This window comes from Streptomyces sp. NPDC053560 (genome assembly GCF_044544605.1).
Classification (GTDB): Bacteria; Actinomycetota; Actinomycetes; order Streptomycetales; family Streptomycetaceae; genus Streptomyces.
On record NZ_JBITXI010000001.1, the window covers coordinates 187255 to 212845 of the forward strand.

A 25591-nucleotide genomic window follows, 5' to 3' on the forward strand; every position below is an offset into this window, starting at 1 on the left:
CGTCCTCCCGGGAGGACGGCCGAGGAAGGACGTCGTGCTGAGCTACCTCCTGGCCGTACTCGCCGCCTGCGCCAACGCGGCCGCCTCGGTGCTGCAGCGGCGCGCGAGCCGCGACCTGCCGAGCGAGGACAGCCTGCGGCCGCGGCTGATCCTGCACCTGCTGAGCCGCCCCGTGTGGTTCGCCGGCTTCCTCTGCGTGATCCTCGGCTTCCTCCTCCAGGCCGCGGCGCTGGCCACCGGCAGCCTGTCCGTCGTCCAGCCGATCCTCGTCGTCGAACTGCCGGTGACACTGCTGCTGGCGTCGTTCGTGTTCCACACCCGGCTGCACCACCGCGAGTGGCTGTCCACCGTCGGCATGACCGTGGGGCTGGCCGCGCTGCTGTACTTCCTCTCCCCCGCCGCCGGCGCGGGTGAGGTGGCCGGGTGGCAGGCCTGGACGGTGGGCGTCGCCGCCAACCTCCTGGTCGTGGTCGTCGCCGTGGAGTGGGGCCGCCGCGCCGCGCCCGCCCGCCCCGGCGGCGGCAGCCGCAGGGCCGGCGCCTTCGGCGTGGCGGCCGGCTGCCAGTTCGGCCTGACGGCCGCCTTCATGAAGGGCGCGATGAGCCACGGCGAGGAGGGCATCGGCGCGGTGCTCGCGACCTGGCAGCTGTACGCCATGGTCGCGGCCGGCATCCTCGCGATGTTCCTCCTCCAGTCGGCGCTGCACGCCGGCAATCTGCTCGCCGCGCAGCCCGGACTGACGCTCTCCGACCCGATCGTGGCCATCCTGTGGGGCAGCTTCGCCTTCGCCGAGCATGTCCGGGGCGGCTGGTACGTCGTCCCCGCGGTGGCCGGCGGGGTGCTGATGGCGTGCTCCGTGGTCGTGCTGACCCGTTCCCCGCTGCTGAAGGGTGAGGAGGCGCTGATCGAGGCGGACCGGATGGCGCCCGCCGCCGGATCCCCGCAACCGCCCCGCTGAGCCCGCCCGCACACAGGGAGTCGCCGCATGCTCTATCTCTTCGGTGTGCTCGCCGCGTGCATGCTCGGGCTGGGCTTCGTCCTCCAGCAGCACGCGGCGCGCAACGCGCCGCTGTCCGACATGCTCAGCTTCCGGCTGCTGCTGGACCTGGTGAAGGTGCCGCTGTGGCTCGCGGGGATCGGCTGCATGGTCGCAGGCCAGATCTTCAGCGTGCTCGCGCTGAGCCGCGGCGATCTGTCCCGGATCGAACCGCTGCTGGCCACCAACCTGCTCTTCGCCATGGTGCTGGCCCGGTGGCTCAGCGGCGAACGGCTGGGCCTCTCGGGCTGGGCCGGGGTGCTCCTGCTCAGCGGCGGCGTGACGGCCTTCATCATCGCCGGCGCGCCGCACAGCGGCCCCGACGACACCGGTTCGCTGCGGCACTGGCTGGTCTTCGGCGGCGTCCTCGGCGTCGCCCTGCTCCTCGTGCTGACGGCCCGTCACCTGAAGCTGGTGAAGGAGCCGCCGCTGCTGGCCGCCGCTGCCGGCGTGCTCTACGGCCTCCAGGACGCGCTGACCCGGTTGTCCAGTTCGATCGCGGAGGAGCACGGCCTCGCCCGGCTGCTGGTGAGCTGGGAGCCGTACGTGATCGTGGTGCTGGCCGTGACCGGCCTGATGCTCGTGCAGAGCGCCTTCGAGGCCGGGCCGCTGCGCATGTCGCTGCCCGCGCTCACCGCCGCCGAACCGCTGGCCGGCATCGCCTGCGGCATCGGCTTCCTCGGCGACCGCATCCGCGTCACCCCGGGCGCCCTGGCCGGCGAGTTCGCCGGCCTCGCGGCAGTGGTGGCCGGCGTCTTCCTCCTCGGCCGCCACCCCGCCATGCCCACCGGCTCCCACCAGGAAGGGAAGCGGACCGGCTCCCACCGGGAAGCGGACGAACCGACGCCGGGGGGCGACTAGGCCAGGGGCCGGGCGGCGCCCCAGTCCCACAGTGCCTGGAGCACGGGCCCCAGCTGCCGGCCGTGCGAGGTGAGCCGGTAGGCGACGGTGGCCGGCCACCCTTCGGTGCGGTGCCTCTCGACGACGCCCGCGGTGACGAGCCGGCCGAGCCGGTCGCTGAGCACCTTGTCGGACAGGCCGGGGAGAGAGGCGGCCAGCTCGCTGTAGGAACGGGACTCCTGACGCAGCAGTTCGCGCACCACGAGGGTGGTCCAGCGACCGCGCAGCGCGGCGAGGGTGATCTCCACAGGGCATTCCGGGACCGGAGCGGTGACCTCCGCGTGCGGGGCGTCGGGCAGTCCGGGGGCCGGGTCCACCAGGGCGCGGCTTACCGTTCGGTGAGTCACGAGCGCGTCTCCTACCGTTGGCGTGTCCCGGGCGCCCACCCGACACACATCGAACAGGTGATCTCATCATGACGTATGCCGACGCCGGGTACGCGCGTCCGCTCCCGGTCCGCGCCGAGGACGTGCCCGCCGCCTTCGCCGAGCGGTTCAACAGCCGTGATCCGCAGGCGGTCCAGGAGCTGTACGAGCCGGCGGCCGCCTTCGTGCCCGAGTCCGGGGAAGCCGTGCACGGTCAGGCGGCCATCGCCCGGCAGAACGCCCCGTTCCTCGGCCTCGGACTGCCGATTTCCGTACGCCCGCGGCACGTGCACGTCGCCGGCGACATCGCCCTGCTGATCGTGGACTGGACGATCGAGGGCGCGGCCTCGGGCACGGCCGCGGATGTGGCCCGGCGCGGAGCCGACGGATGCTGGCGCTATGTGATCGACAGTCCCTTCGGCGCGGTTCCGCCGCCGGACTCCGGCGACCGCGGCAGCGGCCCCGCGGCCGGCTGACGCCTTCCCCGCTTCCGCGGCGAGCGCTCAGGGCACCGCCTCCGCCATTCTCCGTACCGCTTCGGTCAGTACCTCGGGGGAGGTGGCCAGGTTCAGCCGGGCGTGGCCCGCGCCGCCGGTGCCGAAGTCCGTGCCGGAGCTGAGGGCGACCCGGCCGCGCTCCAGGAAGACCGCCGCCGGGTCGTCGCCCAGGCCGAGGCCGCGGCAGTCCAGCCAGGCCAGGTAGGTCGCCTCGGCCGGCGTGTACCGCACCGCCGGGAGCTCGGCTGCCAGCAGGTCCGCGAGCAGGCGGCGGTTCTCGTCCAGTCCGGCGAGCAGTGCGTCCAGCCAGTCGCGGCCGTCCCGGAGCGCGGCGGTGTGCGCGAGGATGCCGACGTGGCTGGGGCCGTGGCCGACCTCCTCGGGCAGCCGCGCGAGGTCGCCGGCGGCGGCCGGGCCCGCGACGGCGAGGGCCGCCTTGAGCCCGGCGAGGTTCCAGCCCTTGGAGGCGGACAGCAGGGACAGTCCGTCCGCCGCGCCCGGCACGCTCAGGTACGGCACGAAGGAGACGCCGGGGCCCACCACCGGCGCGTGGATCTCGTCCGCCACGACCCGGACGCCGTACCGGGCGGCCAGCGCGGCGACCGCCGCCAGTTCCGCCGCCGTGTGCACCGTGCCGGTCGGGTTGTGCGGGCTGCACAGCAGGTACGCGGCCGGGCGCCCGTCCGCGACGGCGGTGCGGAACGCGGCTTCCAGGGCGGTGAGGTCGATCCGGTGGCCGGGGCCGAGCGGCGCCTCCACGATCTTCCGGTCCGCGTTGCCGACGAACTGGTAGAAGGGCGGGTAGACGGGGCAGTTGACGACCACCGCGTCACCCGGCCCGGTGGTCAGCTTCAGCATCTCCACCACGCCCAGCATCACGTCCGGCACGATCGCCGTGCGCTCCACTGCGAGCCCGTCCCACCCCCACCGCTCCCGCGCGAACTCCGCGAACGCCACGGCGTACGCCGTCCCCGCCGGATAGCCGGTGTCGCCGAGCGCGAGCGCTTCGGTCACCGCCCGGACGACCGGTTCGGCCAGCGGCACGTCCATCTCCGCCACCCACAGCGGCAGCACGTCGTCGGGGTACGTGCGCCACTTCATGCTCGTCCGCCGGCGCAGTTCGGCCAGGGTGAGGCGGCGCAGCGGGTTCGCTTCGGCGGATGCGTCGCGCGGCATGCTGTCCATGCGCCTCACGATAGGCCTCCCGTCACGAATTCCCCATGGGCCGGGCGGAGGTGGGCGTCCTCAGCCCTCGCGCAGCTCCAGCGTGCAGCACTTGACGCTGCCGCCGGCCTTGAGGAGTTCGGTGAGGTCCACGCCGATCGGCTCGAAACCGCGCTCCCGCAGGCCCGCGATCAGCCCCGTCGCGGCCTCCGGGAGCAGTACGTGGCGTCCGTCGGAGAACGCGTTGAGGCCGAACACCGCCGCGTCCCCGGCCGTCGCGGTCAGCGCGCCGGGGAACAGCTCGCGCAGCACGGCCCGGCTGCCCGGTGTGAACGCCTCGGGGTAGTACATGACCTCGTCGTCGGAGAGCACGGCCAGCGCGGTGTCCAGGTGGTAGAAGCGGGGGTCGACCAGCGTCAGTCCGGTGACCGGCACGCCGAAGAACTCCTGTGCCTCGGCGTGCGCGCGAGGGTCGGTGCGGAAGCCGGTACCCGCCAGGAGGCGGCGTCCGGCGAGCAGGTAGTCGCCCTCCCCCTCGTTGATGTGCTCGGGCCAGTACGTCTCGGTGAAGCCGTTGGCCCGCAGCCAGGAGAGGTACAGCGGGCCCTCGGCGGTGCGCTCCTCGTGCCGGAAGCGGGCGCCCAGCGCCTTGCCGTCCACGACGGTGGCACCGTTCGCCGCGAACACCATGTCCGGCAGCCCGTCGGCCGGCTCGATCGTCTCCACGGTGTGCCCCAGCTCGCGGTAGAGCGCGCGCAGCCGCTCCCACTGCGCGAGGGCGAGCCCGGCGTCCACCGGCTTCTCCGGCACCATCCAGGGGTTGATCGAGTACCTGACGTCGAAGTGGCGCGGCGCGCACATCAGGAGGCGGCGCGGGACGGCGGTACGGAGCGGGGTGGAGCCGGTGCGGTGCATGGCGTCGTGTTCCTCTTCCGGTGGGGGTTCGGAGTCTCCGGGTGCGGGGTGTGCAGGGGGTGAAGGGCGACGGAACGGGGGATGCCGGCGGGGTGCCACGGGCCGGCCCGGCGGTAACCTGGGCCCCGGTCAAGGGGGAGATCATGACGCGAGTGCTGCTGGCGGACGACGAGGCGATGATCCGGGCCGGCATCCGGGCGATTCTCGGCGCGGCACCGGACATCGAGGTGGTCGCGGAGGCGTCCGACGGGCACGAGGCCGTGGCGCTCGCCGTACGGCACCGTCCGGACGTGTGCCTGCTCGACATCCGGATGCCGCGGCTGGACGGGCTCGGGGCCGCCGCGGAGCTGCGCCGGGTGGTGCCCGGGACCGCGGTGGTCATGCTCACCACGTTCTCCGAGGACGAGTACATCGCGAGCGCGCTGGACTCCGGCGCCTCCGGGTTCCTGCTGAAGTCCGGCGACCCCCGTGAGCTGATCGCCGGTGTCCAAGCGGTCGCGGAGGGCGGCGCCTGCCTCTCCCCCACCGTCGCGCGCCGGGTGATCAGCCGGCTCGGCGCCGGGCAGCTCGGCAGGCAGGCCGGCGCCCGGTCCCGCATCGAGGTACTGACCGGCCGCGAGCGGGAAGTGCTGGCCCTGGTCGGGGCCGGGCTGTCCAACGCCGAGATCGCCCGCCGGCTGCATGTGGTGGAGGGGACGGTCAAGGCGTACGTGAGCCGGATCCTCGACCGGCTGGACGTCAGGAACCGTGTACAGGCCGCGATCCTCGCCCACGAGGCCGGCCTCGTGGGCGAGCACTAGCCGCGATGCCCGGCCCCGCAGGAAGGCGGAAACGCCTGCCCGGCAGCAGCAGTTGGCTCGCCCGGGTCATCGATCTCACGCTGTGGGCGGCGCTGGCGGCCCCGCCGGCCGTGGCCGTCTGCACCCTGCCCGCAGGCCTGCCCCGGTACGTGGCGGCCGCCGCCGTCCCGCTGCTCGCCGTGGCCGTACTGCTCTGCCGCCGCCGGCCGTTGACCGCCCTCGGGTTACCCGTGCTGCCGGCCCTGGCGCACAGCGTGGAGCTGGTCAGCCCGCTGTACTGGCCGGCGCTCGCCGTCCTCGCCTTCCTGGCCGGGCGGCGCACGACGGAGATCCGGCCGGCGCTGTGGTTCTTCGCGGCGGTCGCGGTGGCCGGCCTGCCGCTGTGCACGATCGTCGGCCGCGACCCGTGGGGCTGGCCCACCCTGCTCCTCACCCTGCTGCTCACCGCGATGCTGCCCTGGCTCCTCGGCCGGCTCGGGCGGCAGTACGCCGAACTGGCCGGCAGCGGCTGGCGGCTGGCCGACCGGATGGAGCGCGAGCAGCAGGCCGTCGCCGACCGCGCCAGGATCCGCGAACGGGCCCGCATCGCCGGGGACATGCACGACTCGCTCGGCCACGAGCTGACGCTGCTGGCGGTGCGGGCGGGCGCGCTGGAGATCGACCCCACCCTCGACGCCCGGCAGCAGGCGGCCGTCGGCGAGCTGCGGGCGGCCGCTGCCGCCGCCACCGGCGAACTGCGAGAGATCATCGGTGTGCTGCGGGCCGACTACGAGGCGGCGCCGGTCGCCCCGTCCGAGGAGACGGTCGAAGAACTGGCCGAACGGGCCCGCGCCGCCGGGGTCGACGTCCGTCTGGAGTACGCCGGGGACATGGCCGACCCGGAGCCCGCCGGTCACCCGGCCGGGCTGCCGCCGATGGCCGGCCGCGCCGTGCACCGCGTGGTCCAGGAGTCGCTGACGAACGCGGCCAAGCACGCGCCGGGCGCCACCGTACGCGTACGGATCGGCCGCGCGGCCGGCACCGTGTCCGTCGCGGTGGTCAACGACCCGCCGGGCGGCGGCGCGCCACCGCCCGGGGCGGCCTCGGGCGGCGCCGGGCTCGTGGGCCTGGACGAGCGGGTCCGGCTGGCGGGCGGCACGCTCAGGGCGGGGCCGGCGCCCGGGGGCGGCTTCGAGGTCGTGGCCGATCTGCCGACCGCCCCGGGAACGGCTCCCCGCGCCGCCGGCTCCCCCGCCCTGACCGGCGCATCGGCACGGGAGCTGGAGCGGGCCCGGTCGCAGGTGCGGCGGCGGCTCACGCAGACCGTTGTGGCTCCCCTGGCCGTACTGACCGGCATCCTCCTGCTCATGATCCCGGTTGCCCTGCTCAGCTCGTCCTTCTCGGTGCTGGACCGCGCGGCGTACGACCGGCTGCGGGTGGGCGACCGGCAGCCCGCGGTCGAGGACCGGCTGCCGGTCTTCACACGGGACGGGCCACCGGACGGCGCACCGCTCCTGCCCCGCGGGCAGCGCTGCGTGTACTACAGCACGGCCGTCCTCGCCTCCGACGCCTACCGGCTCTGCTTCGCGCACGGCCGACTGACCGGGAAGTCGGTGGTGGGCGGCGATACGGAGGGCTGATCACGGCAGCGCCCGTACCCCCAGCCCCGTACGAACCCGCTGTTCCACTCGCCCACTTGCAGCTCCACCCATCCACCCACAGCGCGCACACCGAGGAGAGAACCGCATGGACGACCAGCAGATATTCGTTCTGGATCCCACCGGGAGCGACCGGCACGGCGAGGACGCGGCGTTGCGCGCCCGCGGCCCGGCCGCGCGCGTCGACGTCCTCGGCGTACCGGCCTGGGCCGTCACCGATCCCGCCCTGCTCAAGCGGCTGCTGACCGATTCCCGGATCTCCAAGGACCCCCACCAGCACTGGCCGCTCTTCCCCGATCAGATCGTCGGGAAGTGGCCGCTGGCTCTCTGGGTGGCCGTGCGGAACATGTTCACCGCGTACGGCGCCGACCACCGCCGGCTGCGCCGCCTGGTCAGCCCGGCCTTCACCGCGCGGCGCGTGCAGGCGCTGTCGGCGCGGATCGAGAAGGTGACGAACGAGCTGCTCGACGACCTCGCGGCCACGCCGCCCGGCGAACCGGCGGATCTCCGCGCACGCTTCGCGTACCCGCTGCCGATCCAGGTCATCGGCCATCTCATGGGCCTGCCCGAGGACGCGATCGGCTCCTTCCGCGGGGCCGTCGACGCGGTCTTCGACACCACCCTCACATCCGAAGAGGCCACGGCCAACACCGAGGAGCTGTACGGGCTCCTTTCCGGGCTCGTCGCCGCGAAGCGGGCGGAACCGGCCGATGACCTGATCTCGACGCTGATCGCCTCCCGCGACGTCGAGGGCGACGGTTCGCGCCTCAGCGAACAGGAGTTGCTCGACACTCTGCTGCTCGTGATCAGCGCGGGTTACGAGACCACCGTCAACCTCCTGGACCAGGCCGTCACCGCCCTGCTCAGCCACCCCGACCAGCTCGCCGCCGTGCGTGACGGGCGGGCCGGGTGGGGCTCCGTGGTCGAAGAGGCCCTCCGCTGGGAGGCTCCGGTTCCCCATCTGCCCATGCGCTTCGCCATCGAGGACATCGCCCTCCCGACAGGCCAGACCATCAAGGCGGGCGACGCGATCCTCGCCTCGTACTCGGCGGCCGGCCGCCATCCCGCACTGCACGGGCCGACCGCCGAGGAGTTCGATCTGTCCCGGCCCAGCAGCGAGCACCTGGCGTTCGGGCACGGGGCGCACTTCTGCCTGGGCGCGCCGCTGGCCCGTATGGAGGCCGAGATCGCGCTCCGCGGGCTCTTCACGCGCTTCCCCGACCTGGCGCTCGCCGTCCCGCCGCACGCACTGCGGCCCCAGGGTTCGTTCCTCGCCAATGGCCACAAGGAGGTACCGGCACTGCTGGGGCGGGACGCGAGGGCCTGACCGTACGGGGGCACCGGGTCGGGCCACCGCGTCCCGTACGAGCCAATGTCGCGGGCCCGCCGATTGGCCGAGTACCACAGGGCTCGGCTGTCCCCGGGGCATGCCCCAGCGGCAAGGTCGCTGGTCCCGAAGAGTGCCGGGCGGCCGCAACCGATCGGTCGTGGGAGGGGTGAATCCGGACTCCAGGGGTAGACGGGCAGGAGTACATGTCCGAGTCATAGTCATGGGCCCGGGCGTGTACGAGATCCTGAGAGGGTGCCGGCACCGCGCGGTGGCTGCGCGCGGTGCGCGGCACCGCCGGAGGAGGGCGCAGCGGCCGATGGTGTGGGCCGCCCTCCTGCCGGCCGGACGATCGTTTTCCGCTCCTTTCTCGGTGCTCTAAGGATGAACATGGGTCGTGAACAGCTCCTGGCCGACGTCTTCGTGGACCTCGCCGGTGCCTGCTGCCGGGATCTGGTCGACACCAGCGGATATCTGGAGCGGTTCGCCCTCCGGTGCGTGCAATTACTGGACGTGTCGGCCGCGGGCGTGCTCTGCGCGCCGCCGGGTGAAGAACTCCGGCCGACCGCGGCGAGCGAGACCGATCCGGCCTTCACCGGCCTGCTGGCCACCTCTCCGCTGGAGGGGCCGGCCCGGGAGAGTTACCGCACGGCCGCCCCGATCGGCCCGGTGGACCTCATGCGCACCACCAACCGCTGGCCCCGCTTCGCCAAGGCGGCCCTCGCGGCCGGTTACCGCTTCGCCGGTGCGGTACCGCTGGTGTGGCGGGAGCGGCCCGACGGGGCTCTGCTGCTGCTCCGTACCACCGATCCCGTGCCCGAGCGGGACGTACGGCTGAGCCAGGCGCTGGCCCATGTCGCTGCCGCCGCCCTGTGCCACCAGGAGTCCCTGAGCGCCTACCGCAAGGTCAACAACCAGCTGCGCACGGCCCTGCAGAGCCGCGTCACCATCGAGCAGGCCAAGGGCTTCCTCGCCCACCGCATGGGGGTGAGCGTCCAGGAGGCCTTCAACGCGATGCGCGGTCACGCCCGCAGCCACAGCCGGCTGCTGCGGGAGGTGGCCCGGGACGTCCTGGAGCAGGCCCTCATCCCGGAACCTTGACGCCGGGCACCGGCCCCACCGTTCCCTCCCAGCACGGCGCGATGGCCCGGCCGCTCCCGCCCGGTGCCGTCTCCCGGCAGCTACCGGACGGGACGCGGGAAGAGAGCGGACGCCATGGGACGCAGATGGAAGATCCGGATCGGCTGACGGTCCGGGAGAGGCGCGTCGGGCGGAGGTAGTGACAAGCACGTGACGGTGACGTCCCGCGGCCTTCAGGCGGCGGAACCGCCCAGCTTCTCCTCGATCCAGGCGACGCCGAACTCCACGACGTCCCGGGCCTCGAAGAGGTGGCTCTCCGCCGCGCCGACCCGTCCGCTGCTGCCCAGGCCCGCGGCGAGCAGGTCGCGGACGATCACCTCGAACGGCCAGGTCCCCTCGGGGACGACGGCCGAGTAGTCGAAGGCGCCGTCCTCCGAGTCGATGTCGTGGAAGCGCCGCCACACCCGCTCGCCGCCCACCACGACCGGCTGCTCGTACGTCACGAACCGCTTGCCCGGCGCGTCGGCGAGCGCCTCGGCGTGGTGCAGCAGCGTGAGGGAGTCCAGCGGTGCGCCCAGGAGGAGGACCCGGCCGCCGGTGTCGACCAGCCGCGCGAGCGGGCTGCCGGGGCCGTGCGGCCCGTCCCACGGATGGTCGGCCATCAGCTCCTCCGCTGCGGCGCCCAGCGCGGCGAAGCTCGCGTCGGGGTGCCGGCTGCGGACGGCTCCGGGCAGGCGGCGCAGGGCCTCCGGGAGCCGGCCGTTGGCGTGGTCCGCCTCGCTGATGAGCGGGTCGTAGGCGGGGTGTTCCGCGCGCAGCGCGTCCTGCCACGCCTGGGGCCAGCTGGTGAAGTCGTAGGGCGGGGCGTCGTTCCAGCCGCAGGTGACCATCAACGTGCCGCCCTTGCCGACGACTTCGCCGAGCGCACCGATGACGGTCTCGGGCCCGCCCGCCACGTATCCGAGGGCCGACATGCGGGTGTGGAACATGACGGTGTCGCCCTCGGCGAGGCCGAGCGCCGTCAGGTCGCGGCGGAGACGGGCGCGGGTGACCGGGCCGTCGGAGTGTGCCAGCAGGGCCATTTCATCCATGGTCGCGAATATATCCATTCCCGGCGGTGCCGATCATACGATCGCCTCATGCGACCGGATCTCCGCATTGTCGCTGATTCGGGTGCACCTTGACGGGTGAATATTACGCGGGGCGCCCCAGGGGCAGCATTCAGGCGTTGATCGTTCTCCGCGAAAGGAAAGGCATATGCGCCGAGTCGGCTCCGCTCTCCTCCTCCTCGCAGCCGCGGCTCTCACGACGGCCGCGACGACCGTTCCGGCGGCCGCCGCCGAGGGCGAGGTCATTGTGTTCGAAACCGAACTCCAGCCTCTCACGACGTACGAGAATCCGAGCGGCTGCACCAAATTGCCGATCGGCTCCCACGTGCTGGCCAATCGCACCGACGGCCCCGTCCAGGTGTACGCGGACCCGTTCTGCATGACGCCGAGCTTCACCGTGCAGCCGGGACACGGCTCGCATCTCGCCGCGGGTACAGGAAGTTTCTCCGCCTGATCCGGTAACGAGCCGTCGCGGACTGGGGGGACATGTCATGACTGCCGATCTCACCGTGATCGGACTGGGACACGTGGGGCTGCCGCTGGCGCGGGCCGCGTGCGCCGCGGGACTGACCACCGTCGGGTACGACGTCTCGGACGCCGTGGTGACCGGTCTCAACGGGGGGCGTTCGCACGTCGGCGGGGTCGCGGACGCGGCCGTCGCCGGCATGCGCGCGGCGGGCTTCCGCGCCACCTCGGACCCCGGGGCACCGGGGCTGGCGGACACCGTGGTGATCTGCGTGCCCACCGGACTGGGCGCGGGCGGCGCCCCGGATCTCTCCGCGGTGCGCGCGGCGGCCCGCACCGTGGCCCACTGCCTGCGGCCCGGCATGCTCGTGGTGCTGGAGTCCACGAGCCACCCGGGCACCACGCAGGACATCGTCCGCCCGCTCCTGGAGAAGGGCAGCGGGCTGCGGGCCGGCGCCGACTTCCATCTCGCCTACTCGCCCGAGCGCATCGACCCGGGCAACCGGCAGTACGGCCTCCACAACACCCCGAAGGTGGTCAGCGGCTGCACTCCCCTGTGCGCCAAGCACGCGGTCGCCTTCTACGGCCGCTTCGTGCGGACGCTGGTGGTCTCGCGGGGCACGCGGGAGGCCGAGATGGCCAAGCTGCTGGAGAACACCTACCGGTACATCAACATCGCGCTGGTCGACGAGGTGGCGCTGTACTGCGACCGGGCGGGCATCGACGTCTGGGACGTACTGCACTGCGCCGGGACGAAGCCCTTCGGGTTCGCGCCCTTCCGGCCCGGCGCCGGGGTCGGCGGGCACTGCATACCGGTCGACCCGCGCTATCTCGCCGCCAAGGCCGAAGCCGAGGGCTTCTCCTTCCGGATGCTGGCCGCGGCCCACGAGGTGGTGTCGCGGAGGCCGGCGCACGTCGTCGGCCGGGCGGTCGGACTCCTCGACGAGCTGGGCAAGCCGCCGGAAGCGGCGTCCGTGGTGCTCCTCGGGGTGGCGTACAAGCCCGATGTGGCCGACGCCAGGGAGTCGCCGGCGGGACCGGTGGCAGGCGGACTGCGCGCGCGGGGAGCGACGGTCCGCTACCACGATCCGTACGTACCGGAATTCGCCGCCGACGGCGTGCCACTGCGCCGCGTGGCATCCCTGCGCGACGCCCTGGCGGGCGCGGATCTGGCCATTCTCCTGCAGGACCACGCCTGTTACGACATGGCGTCACTGGCGCGCGCGGAATGCGCCCTGCTCGACACCCGTGGAAAGGCCTCCGGGCCCCGGGTCACCCTGCTCTGACGGAATTCTGAATTCCGGCGGCCGGCGGAGCATTCCAGCATTCCACGGAGCTTCATCAGACTTGCCGGCTTTCGGGGAAGGAAGGCCGCGCGAGGCGGTGCCGGAAAACCGCTCCGGCATCGCGCATGCCCTGCACGACCGAGGAAAGGACACCGCAATGGCTACTCCCGTGGCGAATCAGCGGCTTGAGAAGCGCTTCGACAAGTGGGACTCGGACGGCAATGGAATCCTCGAATGGGGTGACTTCGAGCAGGAGGCGGCCAGGATCGCCCAGAACTTCGGGGCCGACGCCCGCTCCGAGGAGGCGAAGACGCTGCGGGAAGGCTTCCGCAACCTCTTCGACCACCTCACGCAGGCGGCCGGGACGCCCGCGAACGGTCCCCTCACCAGGGACCAGTTCATGAGCGTCACGCAGAACCTGATCTTCGAGGGTGGCGAGGCCGACTTCAACCGCGCGCTCGGCCCGGTGGTCAAGGGGATCGTCGGTCTCTGCGACAAGAACGCCGACGGGCAGATCAACGCCGGTGAGTTCGAGGCCTGGCTGGTAGGCGTCGGCGTGGACCGCTCCGCCGCCCAGGAGGCCTTCCGCAAGGTGGACTCCGACGACAACGGCGAGCTGTCCGTCGACGAACTGCTCGCCGCGGTACGCGAATACCACTTCGGCCGGCTCGACGTCGAGCTGCTCGGCTGACGCACCACACCGCCCTGGAACGGGTGCGGCCGGTGGTCCCGGAAGGGGCCACCGGCCGTCGTGTGTGCGGTGCCGGTCAGGGTGCAGCGGGCCGTACCTGGGTGAAGGCGACCGGCAGCTCCGGGCACAGCTCCAGGTCGCCGCCGGTGACGAGCCGGCCGCTGCCGATAAGGATGTTGTAGTGGTTCGGGAAGTGGCAGGCGTCGAAGCCGACCACCGTGCCGATGCGCAGGCCGTCGATCCACACGTCGTCGCCGCGGTCGATCACCCCGGCGCAGGCCAGCTCCACGAAGCCGAGGAAGCCGACCCGGTCGATGCGGGCGCCCGGACGGGTGTCCCGCTGGTCGGTGGTGACCAGTTCATGCACCTCGCCGCGGCGCACACAGCGGCTGGCATGCGGTTCGAGCGTCATGCCACGGTCCGTACGGCGGTGCAGCAGAACCTTCACGAGGTCGCCCCGCACCGAGCGCTTCGCGCCGTTCTCCTCCGACGTACGACCGGTCACTGTCGTCCCCCCTCTGCCCTCGCGGCCTGTTCGGTGCGGTAGACGGCCGCCACCAGCTCCAGCGCGGCGAGGCCGTCGTCGGTCCCGCTGTCCGCCGGCGGTCCAGCCGTGGCGAAGTCGCCCAGGATGCCCCCGTACTCGTGCCACAGCGACGCCTTGAAGCCCGTATGCCCGGCCAGCATGTCGGTGCGGTGCACGGTGCCGTCCGCCAGCCGCACCTCGATGTCCTTGGTCTCGCCGGGGTACGACCAGTCCAGCTCCACCGTGGCCGTGGCGCCGCCGGCCGCCCGCAGTGCGATGACCGCCTGCCGGTCGGTGCCCCGGCCGTCGCGGGTGACCTCCGCCCCGTCGACCTCGACGTCGCCGAGCAGGAGCCGTACGAGGTCGAAGGCGTTGGGACCGTTGTCCGCGACACAGCCGCCGCCGCAGCGCCGGGGGTCGAGGTACCAGGTGTCGCCCGCGATGTGCTCCTCGATGCGTTCGAGGTAGCGGACCCGGACCGACGCGATGGGTGCGCGCGCCGCGGCCAGGTCGCGCCGCAGCAGCCGTACGCCGTCGTTGTAGCGGCGGTGGAACGCGGTGAAGAGCGGGGTCGCCCGGGCCCTGGCGAGCGCGGCCAGCTCCCTTCCCTCCGCCGCCCGCAGGGCGAGCGGTTTCTCGACGCAGACCGGGAGGCCGGCGCGGAGCGCGTCCGCGCAGATCCCGGCGTGCGCGTGGTTCGGTACGGCGACGACCACGGCGTCCAGCCCCGGCTCCGCCAGCAGCGCGCGGTGTCCCGTGTGGCATGCCACCCGGCCCCGGTGCGGGGCCAGTGCCTCCTGCCGCGCGTCGCACACGGCCGCCAGGGTCCAGCCGGGCAGCCGGTCGATCGCGGCGAGGTAGTACCGGGAGATCGCGCCCAGCCCGATAACGGCGATGCGGCGGGGCGTCATCGCACCCCTCCGTCCGCGGGGTCGAGAACGCCGAGGGCCGTGAGCTCCTCGTACAGGTGGGCCGGGAGGGGAATGCCCTCGCGGCGGCGCTCGCGCGCGCGTTCCGCCTCCCACCAGCCCGGATAGCGCACGGGACGGTCCTCGTGGACGGGCGGGCAGGCCAGCAGCGTGCCGAACAGCCCGCGCGCCGCGCCGGCGAAGTCGCCGTCCGGCCGCAGCTTCTCGGGTGCGACGGCGAGGGCGAGGAAGCCGATGTCGTCGTCGCTGCCGTGCGGCCGGCCGTCCCCCTGGAGTGCCTCGGGGGCCGGTCCGACGGCGGCGCCCGGCAGCAGCGCGGCCAGCAGTTCGACCGCCAGGCCGAGCCCGAAACCCTTGTAGGCGCCGGTCTCGGGGGCGCCGCCGAGCCAGCGCAGGTACGCCTCGCCGCGGTCGAAAGCGGCCGGGTCCGTGCGCGGCTCCCCCGCCTCGTCCGCCAGCCAGCCCTCGGGAACGGACTCGCCACGGCGGGCCGCGGTGCGGATCCGCCCGGTGGGCACGACCGTGGTGCTCATGTCGAGGACGAAGGGGTGGCCGGTGAGGGCCGGCGCGGCGACGCTGAGCGGGTTGGTGCCGAGCATGGCGAGCCTGCCGTCCGGCGGGCGGGCGATGCGCTGCCCGCCGCAGTTGCCCGCGAGCACACCGATCATGCCCTGGTCGGCGGCGCGCGCGGTGTGGAAGCCGGCGCAGCCGAAATGGGTGGCGTTGCGTACGGACACCAGGCCGATGCCGTACAGCCCGGCCCGTTCCACCGCGAGGTCCATCGCCTCGGCGGCGGCCCACAGCCCGAGCGCACGGCGGGAGTCGAGGACGACGCAGGCGCCGAGGTCGGTGAGCGTCGCCGGCTCGGCCAGCGGGTCGGCCCGGCCGCTGTCCAGGAGGGGGAGGTAAAGGCGGCCGAGGTTGAAGACGCCGTGGGAGTCGAGCCCGGTGAGGTCTCCGTGGCAGAGCGCGGTGGCGGCCGTACGGGCGCGCCGGTGCGGGATGCCGTAGGAGGTGAAGCGGGCGGTGACGGCGGCGCGCAGGGCGTTGTGGTCGACCGGTACCGGCTGCTGCGGTGCCCGGTGCTGTCGGGGCAGGGTCATACGAGGCTCCCTTGCCGGTCCGCGGGGCGGTCCGTCGGCCGGGTCGTGCGCCGGGCGAACGCCGTGAGCACCGCGCACACCGTGGCGGCGAAGCCCTCCAGGTCGGCGAGGTCGGCGAATTCCCCTTGCGCGTGTGCGTGGTTGGTGTCGAGGGAGCCGGGGCCGAGGACCGTGGTGAAGGTGCCGGGGCGGTCCGCCATCCAGAGGGCGTCGCAGGTGAAGGCCGGTTCGTCGGCGGGCCATCGGGGCACGCCCGCGTCCGCGAGGAGGGCCTCGGCCCACGGGTCGGCGCCGGCCAGGCACGGCAGCCCGCGTTTGTCCCAGTCGAGCCGGGTGATCCGGGCCGCGTCGGCGGCCGTGCGGGCGAACTCGCGGGTGCGGCCGAAGCGTTCGGTGAAGGCTCGGAGGCCGGTCCCGAGGGCCTCGGCCACCGCGTGCTCCAGCGCGGCGCCGTCCGCGGTGCATGCGTACGAGAGGTTGAGGAGCAGGAACCCGCTGCCGTGGACGCGGTTGTGCCGGTCGCCGGTGTGCAGCCCGGCGACGCAGACCCGGCCGTCGGGCAGTGCGCCGTCCAGCGCCGCTGCCAGGTGCTGGGCCAGGAAGCCGAGGAGGACCGTGGCGTTGTGTCCGGCGTCCGGGCGGTCGTCGATCGCGTCCTGCCCGTCGACGGTGATCCGCGCCGTCATGGCGGCCGTGGCCCTCGGGAGGTACCGCAGCCCGGTCGGTTCGCAGAAGAGGTTGAGGCGTCCGTGGTATCCGGCCTCGATCAGCGGCCGGGTGCCGTACGTGCCCAGCGCGCCGCCCTCCTCCCCGGCGACCGCCTGCACGAGGACGGCGGTGTCCCGCCCGAGAGAGGGCTCTGCCGCTGCCGCCGCCCGCACTCCGGCGAGCAGGGCCACCGCGGGGCCCTTGGCGTCCACGGCGCCCCGCCCTGTGAAGCGGCGCCCGTCGAAGGTCACCGGTTCCTGCCCGGCGACCGTGTCGAGGTGGACGTTGCACATCACGGTCGCCGCCGGGGGCAGCGCGGGCCCCAGGCGCAGGACGAGGCTGGGCTGTGCGTCGAGGAAGCCGGGGCCGGCAGCGGCGGCCCTGCGTACGACGGCGGGCACGTCCGGGCGGTCCAGGCAGCCGGCGGGCGGCGGGGCGTGGTGCACGACGCGCATGCCGAACTCTCCGGCGGCGCGTGCGTAGGCGCGCTGTGCGTCCCACAGCCGGGCGGGTCCGTCCTCGGGACCTGCTTCCAGGGGGCCGGCGGTCGGGGTCCGCAGCAAGCGCAGGAGCAGGTCGTGGTCGGCGGGGCCGAGCAGGGTACGGCCGGTCATCGGCGGGCTCCTTCGGGGACGGCGGCCGGCCGCGCGTACGGGGCCAGCCGGGCGAGCACCCGTTCCAGGCGCCGGCCGGCCTCGACGAAGGGGTCCTGGGCGCCGTCCCGCGCGTCGGGTCCCTCGTGCGGGCGGAAGGCGAGGTGCGGTTCGAGGGAGAAGGTGCCGGTGTAGCCGGTCTCCAGGAGCAGCCTCAGGGAATCGGCGACGCGGGCACGGCCGTCGCCGGGCAGGGTGTACGTCACCGAGCCGTCCGGCGCCCGTACCGCGTCCTTGACGTGGACGTGGGCGACGTGCGGCAGCACCTTCTCCAGCGTGCCGAAGGCGTCGTAGCCGTGCGGGACGCCGTTGCCGGTGTCGAAGAGGAGGCACAGGGCCGGGCTGCCGACCTCGCGCACCAGGCGCAGCATGCGGTCGGCGCGGTCGCCGGCCCAGCCCGCGCAGTTCTCGTGCAGGAGGGTGAGGCCGGCCTGTTCGGCCCGGTCGGCGAGGCAGCCGACGCGGTCGATGGCGCGTGCCGCCCACTCGGGCTCGGGGAGTCCGTCGTTGGGGTACGACATGATCCGGACGTACCGGCAGTCCAGCGCGTCGCAGCGCTCGGCCAGTGTGTCCAGTTCGGCGAGGTCGTCGGCGAAGGGGCCGGTGACCGGGCGGGCCCAGTTGCCGATCCGGGAGGCGAGACAGACCACGTCGAGCCCGGCGTCCCGGACGCGCGCCGCGACGTCGCGGAACGTTCCGTCATCGAGATCGGCCACGGCCGTTCCGTCGACGGAGCGCAGCTCCAGCGCGCCCCAGCCCAGCCGGCCGAGCGCGGCGAGCTGCCCGTCGAGGCAGGGGGCCGCCTCGTCACCGATGCCGGCCAGCCGGTCCCGGGGGAAGGGGGGTTCACCGCACATACTGCTCCTCCGTGGTCGGGGCGTCCGGGGTCTCCCCCGCGGTCGTGCGTTCGGCGGCCCGGCAGTGGTCCTTCGCGGCGCACAGCAGGCGGACCACGTCGTAGGGCACGGCGGAGTGGTTCCGCCGGCCCGCCGCGAAATCCTGGTAGGTGCGGTGCATGAAGGCCGTGAACGCGTCGTCGCGGAAGACGCGGGGGCCGTGCGGGTCGTCCGGGAGGACGAGCTGAGCGTGGTCGTCGTGCTCACTGAGGGGGTAGTGGCCGGTCACCGATCCCCGCTCGAACCGCAGCGTGACGCTGCGCTGTTGGACGGGCGAGGTGAGGTCGGAGGTGATCTCGGTCCGTGTGCCGGAGCGGTGCCGGAGGGTGATCCGGGCGCTGCCCATGTGGGGGCGTACGCCGTCGTCGCAGCGCAGGTCGCTCCAGTGCGCGTCGACGAGTTCGGCGGGTCCTGCCAGGTCGAGGGCGACGCCGAGGGAGTGCGGAATCTCGACGTCGAAGGCGGTCGGGTGGCCTTCGCGGGTGAAGGTCCGTACGAAGCGCGGTTTGTGCTGGGCGAAGGCGATGTGGCGCAGTGCGCCGAACGGGCGCTCGTGGACGAGCCGGCGCAGCCGGCCGGTCAGGCCGGATGCCAGCCAGTGACTCACGACGACCAGGTCGAGGTCGTAATGGCGGCGCAGCCGGACGATGTCGTCGAGGGCCGCACGGTCGGCCGCCAGGGGCTTCTCGACCAGGAACCTGCGGAAGCCGAGCGCGGCGAGTTCGGTGAGGACGGGTGTGCGCGACGCCGGTGGGGTGCAGACGTGGACGACGGTGCGCTGCGGGGTGACGAGGCGGACGGCTTCGGCGAGCGAGTGGGTGACCGTCACGCCGGGCAGGCCGCGGCCGGCCTCCGGGCGGGAGTCGCAGGCCACCAACGGGCCGACGGCCAGGGGGGCTTCGGGTAAGGAGGCCAGGCGGGCGAGAGCCTTCACGTGGAGTCCGGCTCCGGAACGGCCCAGCCCGATCACGAGGGGCTGCAGCATCTTCCTCCAAAAGCGGTGCGCGGCGTGCGCGCCGTTCATCGGACAAGCGAATGCTCCGTGCCGCCGTTTGGTGAGTCAAGAAATATGAAGAGGGCTTACCGCAAAGTGTGAATATGACAGAGGAAGAGTGTCGGATGCAGCAAACCGGGGAGTCTCACCCTGCGGGAAACCGCCGAATGCGTCCCAGGGGGTGGTCGAGGTATCTCTCGGCATGGATCGCCGCGGTACGACCGATGAGAGCGCGGCGTCCTCTCACGTGCATTGTCATACAGTCCCATTCTTCTCGCAGGCGGCGACATTCGCCCGGCTGTGGCCATTGATCGAGCGCCGGGTGAACGAGGTCTTCGCCAACGGAAAATTCTCGCACGGCCGTCAGGTGGCGGAACTGGAAAAGGCGTTGTGCGAGTTCACGGGGGCCCGTTATGTGATCGGAGTGAACAGTGGGACGGATGCGCTGGTACTGCTGCTGCGTGCCTGTGGAATCCGTCCCGGCGACGGCGTACTGGTGCCGGCGTACTCCTTCGCGGCCACCGCCACCTCCGTGGTACTGGCGGGCGGGCGTCCGCAGTTCGTCGACATCGACCCGGTGACGTACGCCATGGACCCCGCGGCGCTGGCCGCCGCCATCACCCCGGCAAGCCGCTTCGTGATGCCCGCGCACCTCTTCCATCAGATGGCCGACATGCCCGCGCTGACCGCCGTCGCCGCACGTCAGGGGCTGGTGCTGGTGGAGGACAGCGCCGAGGCGATCGGCATGCGGCAGCGCGGGGTGCACGCCGGCCTGCACGGCGCGGGCGGGGTGCTGTCGTTCTTCCCGAGCAAGACGCTCGGGGCGCTCGGCGACGCCGGGGCCGTGCTCACCGACGACCCCGGTACGGCGGAACTGGTCTCCGGGCTGCGCCACCACGGCCGGCTCGGCCGCACCCTGGACGACTTCCCCGCGATCTCCACCCGGAGCGCGCTGCCCGGGGTGAACAGCAAGATGGACGACATCCAGGCGGCCGTGCTGCTGGCCAAGCTGACCCGGCTGGACGCCGACATCCGCCGCCGCGCCGAACTGGCCGCGCTTTACCGGGAGCGCCTCACCAGAATTCCCGGCGTCCGCCGGCTGCCCGAAGTCGTCGACCGCGGCCCCGACTCCGCACCCGTCTTCTATGTTTATCTGATCGAGGCCGATCGCCGGGACGAACTGGTATCGCACCTCACCCGGCACGGCATCGGCACCGAGGTCTATTACCCGACACCACTGCACCTGCAGCCCTGCTTCACCGAAACCGGCCATTCCCCGGGCGACTTCCCGAATGCGGAGGCCGCGAGCCGGCACGCGGTGGCGCTGCCTTTCCACCCGGACCTTTCCGAGCGCCAGCTCGACCGGGTCTGCGAGGCGATCCGCACCTTCTACCGAGGGAGACCGGAATGACCACCCGGGCGCGCATTCCGTTCTTCCCGCCGGACCTCTTCGAGGACGACCGTACGGTCCTGCTCGACCTCCTGCTGGAGCTCGGCATGTCACCGCAGCAGCGCTTCATCCTGGGCGAGCACACCCGCAGGCTGGAGCGGCTGCTCCAGGACTCCCTCGGCGCGGCGGACGTGGTCGCGTGCGGCAGCGGGACCTCGGCGCTGGACCTGGCGCTCACCGCGGTGGGCGTGGCCCCCGGCGACGAGGTGGTGGTGCCGGCCTTCGGCTGCGCCCCGCTCGCCGCGTCCGTCGTCCAGCTCGGTGCCACCCCGGTCTTCGCCGACATCGATCCGCACACGATGGTCGCCGACCCCGTGGAGGTGGAGCGCCGGATCACCGCCCGCACCAAGGTGGTCATGCCGGCGCACGTCTTCTCCGTCATGGCCGACATGCCGGCCTTCGCCGAGCTGGCACAGCGGCACGGGGTCCGGCTGATCGAGGACTCCGCCGTCGCGCAGGGCGCGGTGCTCGACGGCACGCCCGCCGGACTGTGGGGCGAGGCCGGAGTGTTCTCGTTCGTGCAGGTGAAGTCGTTCGGGATGCCCGGCGAGGGTGGCGTGGTGGTGACCAGGGACGCCGCCATCGGGCAGCGGGTGCGGATGCTGCGCAACCACGGGCAGGACGGCAGCCGCCGGTTCCTGCACCACATCATCGGGCGGAACAGCAGGTTCGACGAGATCCAGGCGGCCTTCCAGGTGCACCGCTTCGGCGGGCTGCCGCGGCGGCTGGAGCGGCGCGCCGCCATCGCCGCGTACTACACCGAGCGGTTCGCGCCGCTCGCCGAGCGCGGGATCGTCCCGCCGCCCGCCGGCCGGGACGGCCGCTGCTACTACGTCTACACGGTGCTCGCGGACCGCCGGCAGGCGCTGGCGGACCACCTGCGCGAGCGTGGCGTCGACTGCCACGCGTACTACCCCCTGCCGCTGCCGCTGCAGCCGGCGTTCGCGGTGTTCGCCGCGCCCGGGGACCGCTGGCCGCACGCCGAGCGGGCGGGCCGGCGCGCACTGTCACTGCCCGTGCACCACCGGCTGTCGGACGCCGACGTCGAGCACGTCGCCGACGCCGTGTGCGAGTTCGCGGGCACTTGAGCGGAAGGAGCAAGCCGATGGCCTCTCACGACCTCCGATCCGGCCTGCGGACGGGCGGCGCGAGCCGGCCGGAGCACCGGCTGCGCAGCTACGCCCGGCTGGGCAAACTCGACGTCTTCGACTACTACTTGAGCATCCTGGTGGTGCTCGCCGCCGTGCTCCTGCCGCTCACGCGGTCCGGCCCGGCCACCGCCGCGATGCTCTCACTGTTCCTGCTCGGCCAGGTCTGCGTGATCATGGCGATGGTCGCCCTGGACGATGTGACCGGCTTCCGGGACGGCAGCGACACCGCCAACTACGGCCCGGACAACCCCCTGCGCAACAAGCTCCGCAAGCCCTTGGTGGCCGGCACCCTGACGGAGCATCAGGCGATGGCGTTCGCCCGGTGGACGGCGCTGGCCGGCGCGGTCCTGTGGGCGGGCGCCGTGGCCGTCGCCCCGCACCGGCCGCTGTGGGCGGTGGTGCTGACCGCGGCCCTGTTCGTGGTCTCCCTCCAGTACTCCTACGGCCTCAAGCTCAGCTACCACGGCTTCCAGGAGGCGTTCCTCGTCTGGCTGGGCCTGGTGCTGGTGATGGCGCCGTACGGCTTCGCCGTGGGCCGCTTCTCGTGGTTCCTCCTCGTCCAGGGACTGCTGTTCGGGTTCGGGCCGCTGATGTTCGGGGTGTACTCCAACACCAACGACGTCGAGGGCGACCGCGCCGTCGGCCGGCCGACCGTGGCGGCGCTGGTGTCGGAGCGCGGCAACGCCCTCTTCATCGGGTGCCTGTCGGCCGCCGAGTTCCTGCTCGGGGCGGTCGCCTCGGCGGTGGGAATCGCCCCGTGGTGGTTCGTGCTCCTGATGCTCCCGGCGACGGCCCTGCGGACCAAGCAGTTCGTCACCGGGTTCGTCCTCGGCGACATCATGCGGGCCCGGAAGACCGGGTTCGCGGTGCACCGCGTGAGCGTGGCGCTCCTGGTGACCGCGAACCTCCTGCTCGCCGCGGGGGCCGCCGCATGAGGGCGGACCTGGACGTGGCCGTGATCGGCGCCGGGATCGCGGGCCTCGCCACCGCGCACGAACTGCGGCGGGCCGGGCTGACGGTGCGGGTGTACGAGGAACGGCAGCACGTCGGCGGCCGGATGCACAGCTTCCGGCACGACGGCTACACCATCGACGAGGGCGCCGAGCAGATCTCCCGGCAGGGCTACCGCGCCACCTGGGAGCTGATCGAGCGGCTGGGCCTGCCGCGCGAGGAGGTGGCGCCCCTCGGCGGCCGGCTCGCGGTGTGGCGCGGCGGGAAGGCCCGGCCGGGCCTGGCGGAACGGTCGGCGGTGATCACCGGTGCCGGGCTCGGCCCGCGCGCCCGCATCGACCTGGCCCGCCTCCTCGGCCGGCTCGCGCGCCATGGCGAGGAGTTCGACACCGACCACCCCGAGCGGACCCCGCTGGGCAGGATCACCCTCCGGGAGCTGGCCGGGCGCTACCACCCCGACCTGCACGACTATCTCCTCCAGCCGGTCGCCGGGTGCTTCTTCGGCTGGGACACCGCGCGCTCCGCCGCGGCCCCGATGCTGAGCCTGTTGCGGGAGGTGGGCCCGCCCGCGGCCTGGCGTACGTACGCGGACGGCATGGACCGGCTCGCCCGCGGGCTCGCCGCCGGCCTCGACGTGGTGACCGGCAGCGAGGTGCACGAGGTCGTCGCCGACCGGGACTCGGCCGGCGTGCGCATCGGCGGCGAGGTCGTCACGGCACGCGCCGCGGTGCTGTGCGTACCGGCGCCCGTCGCGGCCCGGCTGCACGCCAACCCCGCCCCGGAGGTGGCCGATTACCTCACCGCGTGCACGTTCACCCCCACGCTGAAGGTGAGCTGCCTGCTGGACCGGCCGCTCGGCCCGGTGGCGGGCCGGCCGTCCTACCTCCTCCTCACCCCGGACGCGGAGGACAGCGCGCTCTCCGGCATCATCGCCGACCACGTCAAGCACCCGGCACGGGCGCCGGCCGGCAAGGGGCTGCTGACGCTCCTGGCGGACGCCCGTACCGTCCCCGAGCTGCTCACCGCGCCGCACCAGGAGGTCGTGGCACGCCTCACCACGGCGGCCCGGCGCTACGTACCCGGGCTGGAGCACGCCTGGATGCGCACCTTCGTGCACGCGTTCCGGCACGGCCTGCCGGAGGCCACACCCGCGGCGCTGGGCCACCGCGCGCGCTTCATGGCCCGCGCCACCGGACCCGTGGAGTACGCGGGCGACTGGGTGCTGCTGCGGCCGTCCTCCGAGGGCGCCGTGCGGGCGGCGGCGCTCGCCGCCTCGCGGGTCATCGGCCGGCTGCGCGGCCCCCGCCCGAACGACGCGACCGACCGGAGGACGACGCATGAAGCCGCATGACATGGGGGTCCTGTTCGACGAGTGCGCCGAGCGGGGCCACGACACGGTGTTCCGGCTGGACCGGCCCTTCGACATCGCGCCGGAGACCGGTACGGCGCACTCCGTCGCCGGTCTGGCGGCGCTGGTCCAGGACATGGCGGGCCGGCTGGCCGCCGCCGGGGCCCGACCCGGGGACCGGATCGCGATCGTCAAGGACAACCACTGGGACTACGACCTGCTGGCCTGCGCCGCGGTACGCATCGGCGCCCTGCCCGCCCAGCTCTCCGGGCAGCTTCCGCCGGACGCCCTGCGGCTCCTCCTCGAACGGCTGCGTCCCGCCCTGCTCGTGACCACCTCGGGCCTGCTCGAACGCTGCCGCGCCGAGGGCACCGACCTGCTGCCGGCCGCGGGCGTCTGCGTCGTGCTGGACGGCGAGTTACCGGGTGCCCTCGCCCTGGAAGCACTGCAGGGGCACCCCGTACCGGCCCCGCGCCGCCGGCACGACGACGAGCCCCTGGTCATCAACCACACCTCCGGCACGACCGGCGTGCCCAAGCTGGTGGTCCACTCGACCCGCACGATCATCGGCAAACTCGCCCGCTTCGAGACCGTGCGCTACCCGAAGATCGGCGTACGGCGCGCCGACTCCCTCCTCAACGCGAGCGCGTTCGCCCACGGCCGGACGTTCTGCTGGACCGCGAGCGTGCTCTGCCTGGCGCCGCGCCGGATCACCATCGTCACGGGCCAGGACCCGGACGCAGTCGACCCGTTGCTGCGGGAGGCGCCGCCGACGATCGTCGAGGCCCTCCCCGCGACGTTCGTCCGCTTCCGGCCGCTGACCGCGCGCCTGGACAACCCCTTCCGCAACGTCCGGCTCTGCATCAGTACGTACGACGCGGTGCATCCGCCCACCCTCCGCGCGTACTTGGAGGCGAGCAGCCACCGCGCGCCGCTGTGGATGCAGGGCTGGGGCCAGACCGAGACCGGCCCGCTGACCTTCCGCTTCCACACCCGCCGCTCGGTGGCGGACGGCGCCGCCGGCAGTGCCGGCGCCCGCAACCTCGGCCGTCCCGTCCCGTTCAAGACCCGGCTGCGCGTGGTCGACGCCGACACGCTCGCCCCGCTGCCCCGCGGCCGGGAGGGGCTGGTCCTGGTCAGGACCTCGGCGCGCGGCCTCGCGTACGTGGGTGAGGACAGCCGGTGGGAGGCGAAGCAGCACGGCGGCTGGTGGAACACCGGCGACCTCGGCGTCCGGCACCGGAACGGCAGTGTCCGGCTGCTCGACCGCGAGGTCGACCGCGCGCACCGGCTCAGCTGCCTGGCCACGGAGGACGTGGTGGAGGACCGGCTGCCGGAGGTCCTGGAGTGCGTACTGCTCGCCACCCCGGGCGAGCCGCCGCTGCCCGTCGTGGTCACCGCGGACGGCACGCTGAACCCCGGCCGCTGGAAGGAGGCGGTGGCCGACCTCCCGGCGCTGCGCCCGCCCACCGTCCTGACCTGGGACGAGGTGCCGCGCACGGGCACGGGGAAGGTGCGCCGCGGCGCCCTGCGGTCCCGGCTCACCGGCCGTACGGACACCTGCGGTTCCGGCCGGTGGACCTGACCGGCCCCGGCAGGGAGGAGGAGCG

25 protein-coding genes are annotated in these 25591 nt (G+C 73.5%); 15 read left to right on the forward strand and 10 right to left on the reverse strand.

What is annotated here, in order from left to right; genetic code table 11:
• Nucleotides 1-34: 34 nt before the first annotated feature.
• The gene (locus ACIGQF_RS00880) at nucleotides 35-958 is read left to right on the forward strand and encodes a DMT family transporter (protein ID WP_399703659.1); all 924 of its coding nucleotides are present in this window, start codon (nucleotides 35-37) and stop codon (nucleotides 956-958) included.
• A 27-nt stretch (nucleotides 959-985) separates the two neighbouring features.
• The gene (locus ACIGQF_RS00885) at nucleotides 986-1897 is read left to right on the forward strand and encodes a DMT family transporter (protein WP_399703661.1); all 912 of its coding nucleotides are present in this window, start codon (nucleotides 986-988) and stop codon (nucleotides 1895-1897) included.
• Here the strand turns inward: ACIGQF_RS00885 and ACIGQF_RS00890 are convergent.
• Entirely contained in the window at nucleotides 1894-2283 is a 390-nt protein-coding gene (locus ACIGQF_RS00890) for a winged helix-turn-helix transcriptional regulator (protein WP_399703663.1), read from the reverse strand. The two genes, ACIGQF_RS00885 and ACIGQF_RS00890, sit on opposite strands and share 4 nt — an antisense overlap.
• A 68-nt stretch (nucleotides 2284-2351) precedes the next feature.
• On the opposite strand from ACIGQF_RS00890, the gene ACIGQF_RS00895 reads away from it, so the two are divergent.
• Nucleotides 2352-2777, forward strand: coding sequence for a YybH family protein (locus tag ACIGQF_RS00895; RefSeq protein WP_399703666.1), 426 nt, complete (start codon nucleotides 2352-2354; stop codon nucleotides 2775-2777).
• A gap of 27 nt (nucleotides 2778-2804) precedes the next feature.
• Here the strand turns inward: ACIGQF_RS00895 and ACIGQF_RS00900 are convergent, their stop codons facing one another.
• Nucleotides 2805-3983 (reverse strand): MalY/PatB family protein, encoded by a 1179-nt coding sequence (locus tag ACIGQF_RS00900; RefSeq protein ID WP_399703668.1) that lies wholly within the window; start codon nucleotides 3981-3983, stop codon nucleotides 2805-2807.
• Nucleotides 3984-4043: 60 nt separating this feature from the next.
• Nucleotides 4044-4877, reverse strand: a complete 834-nt coding sequence (gene ddaH / locus ACIGQF_RS00905; RefSeq protein WP_399703670.1) for a dimethylargininase — start codon at nucleotides 4875-4877, stop codon at nucleotides 4044-4046.
• Between the two features lie 143 nt (nucleotides 4878-5020).
• On the opposite strand from ddaH, the gene ACIGQF_RS00910 reads away from it, so the two are divergent.
• The 4 genes from ACIGQF_RS00910 to ACIGQF_RS00925 all read left to right on the forward strand — a co-directional run bounded on the left by ACIGQF_RS00910 (nucleotide 5021) and on the right by ACIGQF_RS00925 (nucleotide 9742).
• Nucleotides 5021-5677, forward strand: coding sequence for a response regulator (locus ACIGQF_RS00910; RefSeq protein WP_399703673.1), 657 nt, complete (start codon nucleotides 5021-5023; stop codon nucleotides 5675-5677).
• 5 nt (nucleotides 5678-5682) lie between these two features.
• Nucleotides 5683-7296, forward strand: coding sequence for a sensor histidine kinase (locus tag ACIGQF_RS00915; protein WP_399703675.1), 1614 nt, complete (start codon nucleotides 5683-5685; stop codon nucleotides 7294-7296).
• 106 nt (nucleotides 7297-7402) lie between these two features.
• Complete coding sequence (locus ACIGQF_RS00920; RefSeq protein WP_399703677.1) at nucleotides 7403-8641, forward strand: cytochrome P450; 1239 nt, start codon at nucleotides 7403-7405, stop codon at nucleotides 8639-8641.
• A gap of 390 nt (nucleotides 8642-9031) precedes the next feature.
• Nucleotides 9032-9742 carry an ANTAR domain-containing protein gene (locus tag ACIGQF_RS00925; protein ID WP_399703680.1) on the forward strand — a complete coding sequence of 237 codons (711 nt, stop codon included), beginning with the start codon at nucleotides 9032-9034 and terminating at the stop codon, nucleotides 9740-9742.
• Nucleotides 9743-9954: 212 nt separating this feature from the next.
• On the opposite strand, the gene aac(3) is transcribed toward ACIGQF_RS00925, so the two are convergent.
• Nucleotides 9955-10812 carry an aminoglycoside 3-N-acetyltransferase gene (gene aac(3), locus ACIGQF_RS00930; RefSeq protein ID WP_399703682.1) on the reverse strand — a complete coding sequence of 286 codons (858 nt, stop codon included), beginning with the start codon at nucleotides 10810-10812 and terminating at the stop codon, nucleotides 9955-9957.
• A gap of 166 nt (nucleotides 10813-10978) precedes the next feature.
• On the opposite strand from aac(3), the gene ACIGQF_RS00935 reads away from it, so the two are divergent.
• The 3 genes from ACIGQF_RS00935 (at nucleotide 10979) to ACIGQF_RS00945 (ending at nucleotide 13272) form a co-directional block, all read left to right on the forward strand.
• Nucleotides 10979-11284: a hypothetical protein gene (locus tag ACIGQF_RS00935; protein ID WP_399703685.1), complete on the forward strand. Its 306-nt coding sequence runs from the start codon at nucleotides 10979-10981 to the stop codon at nucleotides 11282-11284.
• Between the two features lie 37 nt (nucleotides 11285-11321).
• Nucleotides 11322-12581, forward strand: coding sequence for a nucleotide sugar dehydrogenase (locus tag ACIGQF_RS00940; RefSeq protein ID WP_399703687.1), 1260 nt, complete (start codon nucleotides 11322-11324; stop codon nucleotides 12579-12581).
• A 157-nt stretch (nucleotides 12582-12738) separates the two neighbouring features.
• Nucleotides 12739-13272 carry an EF-hand domain-containing protein gene (locus tag ACIGQF_RS00945; protein ID WP_399703690.1) on the forward strand — a complete coding sequence of 178 codons (534 nt, stop codon included), beginning with the start codon at nucleotides 12739-12741 and terminating at the stop codon, nucleotides 13270-13272.
• Between the two features lie 76 nt (nucleotides 13273-13348).
• Here ACIGQF_RS00945 and ACIGQF_RS00950 read toward each other — a convergent pair whose 3' ends face one another.
• From ACIGQF_RS00950 to ACIGQF_RS00975, 6 genes are read right to left on the reverse strand one after another with little or no spacing between them, the layout of a single operon-like run.
• Complete coding sequence (locus tag ACIGQF_RS00950; protein WP_399703692.1) at nucleotides 13349-13777, reverse strand: DUF6917 domain-containing protein; 429 nt, start codon at nucleotides 13775-13777, stop codon at nucleotides 13349-13351.
• Nucleotides 13774-14709 (reverse strand): Gfo/Idh/MocA family protein, encoded by a 936-nt coding sequence (locus ACIGQF_RS00955; RefSeq protein ID WP_399703695.1) that lies wholly within the window; start codon nucleotides 14707-14709, stop codon nucleotides 13774-13776. Before ACIGQF_RS00955 ends, ACIGQF_RS00950 begins: the two co-directional genes overlap by 4 nt.
• On the reverse strand, nucleotides 14706-15830 hold the full coding sequence (locus ACIGQF_RS00960) for an Ldh family oxidoreductase (RefSeq protein ID WP_399703697.1): 1125 nt from the start codon (nucleotides 15828-15830) through the stop codon (nucleotides 14706-14708). Before ACIGQF_RS00960 ends, ACIGQF_RS00955 begins: the two co-directional genes overlap by 4 nt.
• The gene (locus ACIGQF_RS00965) at nucleotides 15827-17152 is read right to left on the reverse strand and encodes a M20/M25/M40 family metallo-hydrolase (RefSeq protein WP_399703699.1); all 1326 of its coding nucleotides are present in this window, start codon (nucleotides 17150-17152) and stop codon (nucleotides 15827-15829) included. Before ACIGQF_RS00965 ends, ACIGQF_RS00960 begins: the two co-directional genes overlap by 4 nt.
• Nucleotides 17149-18048, reverse strand: a complete 900-nt coding sequence (locus tag ACIGQF_RS00970; protein ID WP_399703702.1) for a sugar phosphate isomerase/epimerase family protein — start codon at nucleotides 18046-18048, stop codon at nucleotides 17149-17151. The genes ACIGQF_RS00965 and ACIGQF_RS00970 overlap by 4 nt, the downstream gene beginning before the upstream one ends.
• Nucleotides 18038-19072 carry a hypothetical protein gene (locus ACIGQF_RS00975; RefSeq protein ID WP_399703704.1) on the reverse strand — a complete coding sequence of 345 codons (1035 nt, stop codon included), beginning with the start codon at nucleotides 19070-19072 and terminating at the stop codon, nucleotides 18038-18040. Before ACIGQF_RS00975 ends, ACIGQF_RS00970 begins: the two co-directional genes overlap by 11 nt.
• 331 nt (nucleotides 19073-19403) lie before the next feature.
• On the opposite strand from ACIGQF_RS00975, the gene ACIGQF_RS00980 reads away from it, so the two are divergent.
• Genes ACIGQF_RS00980 through ACIGQF_RS01000 form a run of 5 tightly spaced genes read left to right on the forward strand, consistent with a single transcriptional unit; the run spans nucleotide 19404 to nucleotide 25566 of the window.
• Entirely contained in the window at nucleotides 19404-20492 is a 1089-nt protein-coding gene (locus ACIGQF_RS00980; RefSeq protein ID WP_399703706.1) for a DegT/DnrJ/EryC1/StrS family aminotransferase, read from the forward strand.
• Nucleotides 20489-21619: a DegT/DnrJ/EryC1/StrS family aminotransferase gene (locus ACIGQF_RS00985; protein WP_399703708.1), complete on the forward strand. Its 1131-nt coding sequence runs from the start codon at nucleotides 20489-20491 to the stop codon at nucleotides 21617-21619. The genes ACIGQF_RS00980 and ACIGQF_RS00985 overlap by 4 nt, the downstream gene beginning before the upstream one ends.
• A 17-nt stretch (nucleotides 21620-21636) precedes the next feature.
• A complete protein-coding gene (locus ACIGQF_RS00990) occupies nucleotides 21637-22617 on the forward strand; it encodes a UbiA family prenyltransferase (protein WP_399703710.1) in 981 nt (326 codons plus the stop codon).
• The gene (locus tag ACIGQF_RS00995) at nucleotides 22614-23984 is read left to right on the forward strand and encodes a protoporphyrinogen/coproporphyrinogen oxidase (protein ID WP_399703713.1); all 1371 of its coding nucleotides are present in this window, start codon (nucleotides 22614-22616) and stop codon (nucleotides 23982-23984) included. Before ACIGQF_RS00990 ends, ACIGQF_RS00995 begins: the two co-directional genes overlap by 4 nt.
• Nucleotides 23971-25566 (forward strand): AMP-binding protein, encoded by a 1596-nt coding sequence (locus ACIGQF_RS01000; RefSeq protein WP_399703717.1) that lies wholly within the window; start codon nucleotides 23971-23973, stop codon nucleotides 25564-25566. The genes ACIGQF_RS00995 and ACIGQF_RS01000 overlap by 14 nt, the downstream gene beginning before the upstream one ends.
• Nucleotides 25567-25591: the final 25 nt, after the last annotated feature.

Coding starts and splice junctions, on each gene's coding strand:
- ACIGQF_RS00885 (WP_399703661.1), top strand. CDS start 986: ATGCTCTATCTCTTCGGTGTGCTCGCCGCGTGCATGCTCGGGCTGGGC.
- ACIGQF_RS00895 (WP_399703666.1), top strand. CDS start 2,352: ATGACGTATGCCGACGCCGGGTACGCGCGTCCGCTCCCGGTCCGCGCC.
- ACIGQF_RS00900 (WP_399703668.1), bottom strand. CDS start 3,983: ATGGACAGCATGCCGCGCGACGCATCCGCCGAAGCGAACCCGCTGCGC.
- ddaH (WP_399703670.1), bottom strand. CDS start 4,877: ATGCACCGCACCGGCTCCACCCCGCTCCGTACCGCCGTCCCGCGCCGC.
- ACIGQF_RS00910 (WP_399703673.1), top strand. CDS start 5,021: ATGACGCGAGTGCTGCTGGCGGACGACGAGGCGATGATCCGGGCCGGC.
- ACIGQF_RS00915 (WP_399703675.1), top strand. CDS start 5,683: ATGCCCGGCCCCGCAGGAAGGCGGAAACGCCTGCCCGGCAGCAGCAGT.
- ACIGQF_RS00920 (WP_399703677.1), top strand. CDS start 7,403: ATGGACGACCAGCAGATATTCGTTCTGGATCCCACCGGGAGCGACCGG.
- ACIGQF_RS00925 (WP_399703680.1), top strand. CDS start 9,032: ATGGGTCGTGAACAGCTCCTGGCCGACGTCTTCGTGGACCTCGCCGGT.
- ACIGQF_RS00935 (WP_399703685.1), top strand. CDS start 10,979: ATGCGCCGAGTCGGCTCCGCTCTCCTCCTCCTCGCAGCCGCGGCTCTC.
- ACIGQF_RS00940 (WP_399703687.1), top strand. CDS start 11,322: ATGACTGCCGATCTCACCGTGATCGGACTGGGACACGTGGGGCTGCCG.
- ACIGQF_RS00945 (WP_399703690.1), top strand. CDS start 12,739: ATGGCTACTCCCGTGGCGAATCAGCGGCTTGAGAAGCGCTTCGACAAG.
- ACIGQF_RS00955 (WP_399703695.1), bottom strand. CDS start 14,709: ATGACGCCCCGCCGCATCGCCGTTATCGGGCTGGGCGCGATCTCCCGG.
- ACIGQF_RS00960 (WP_399703697.1), bottom strand. CDS start 15,830: ATGACCCTGCCCCGACAGCACCGGGCACCGCAGCAGCCGGTACCGGTC.
- ACIGQF_RS00965 (WP_399703699.1), bottom strand. CDS start 17,152: ATGACCGGCCGTACCCTGCTCGGCCCCGCCGACCACGACCTGCTCCTG.
- ACIGQF_RS00970 (WP_399703702.1), bottom strand. CDS start 18,048: ATGTGCGGTGAACCCCCCTTCCCCCGGGACCGGCTGGCCGGCATCGGT.
- ACIGQF_RS00975 (WP_399703704.1), bottom strand. CDS start 19,072: ATGCTGCAGCCCCTCGTGATCGGGCTGGGCCGTTCCGGAGCCGGACTC.
- ACIGQF_RS00985 (WP_399703708.1), top strand. CDS start 20,489: ATGACCACCCGGGCGCGCATTCCGTTCTTCCCGCCGGACCTCTTCGAG.
- ACIGQF_RS00990 (WP_399703710.1), top strand. CDS start 21,637: ATGGCCTCTCACGACCTCCGATCCGGCCTGCGGACGGGCGGCGCGAGC.
- ACIGQF_RS00995 (WP_399703713.1), top strand. CDS start 22,614: ATGAGGGCGGACCTGGACGTGGCCGTGATCGGCGCCGGGATCGCGGGC.
- ACIGQF_RS01000 (WP_399703717.1), top strand. CDS start 23,971: ATGAAGCCGCATGACATGGGGGTCCTGTTCGACGAGTGCGCCGAGCGG.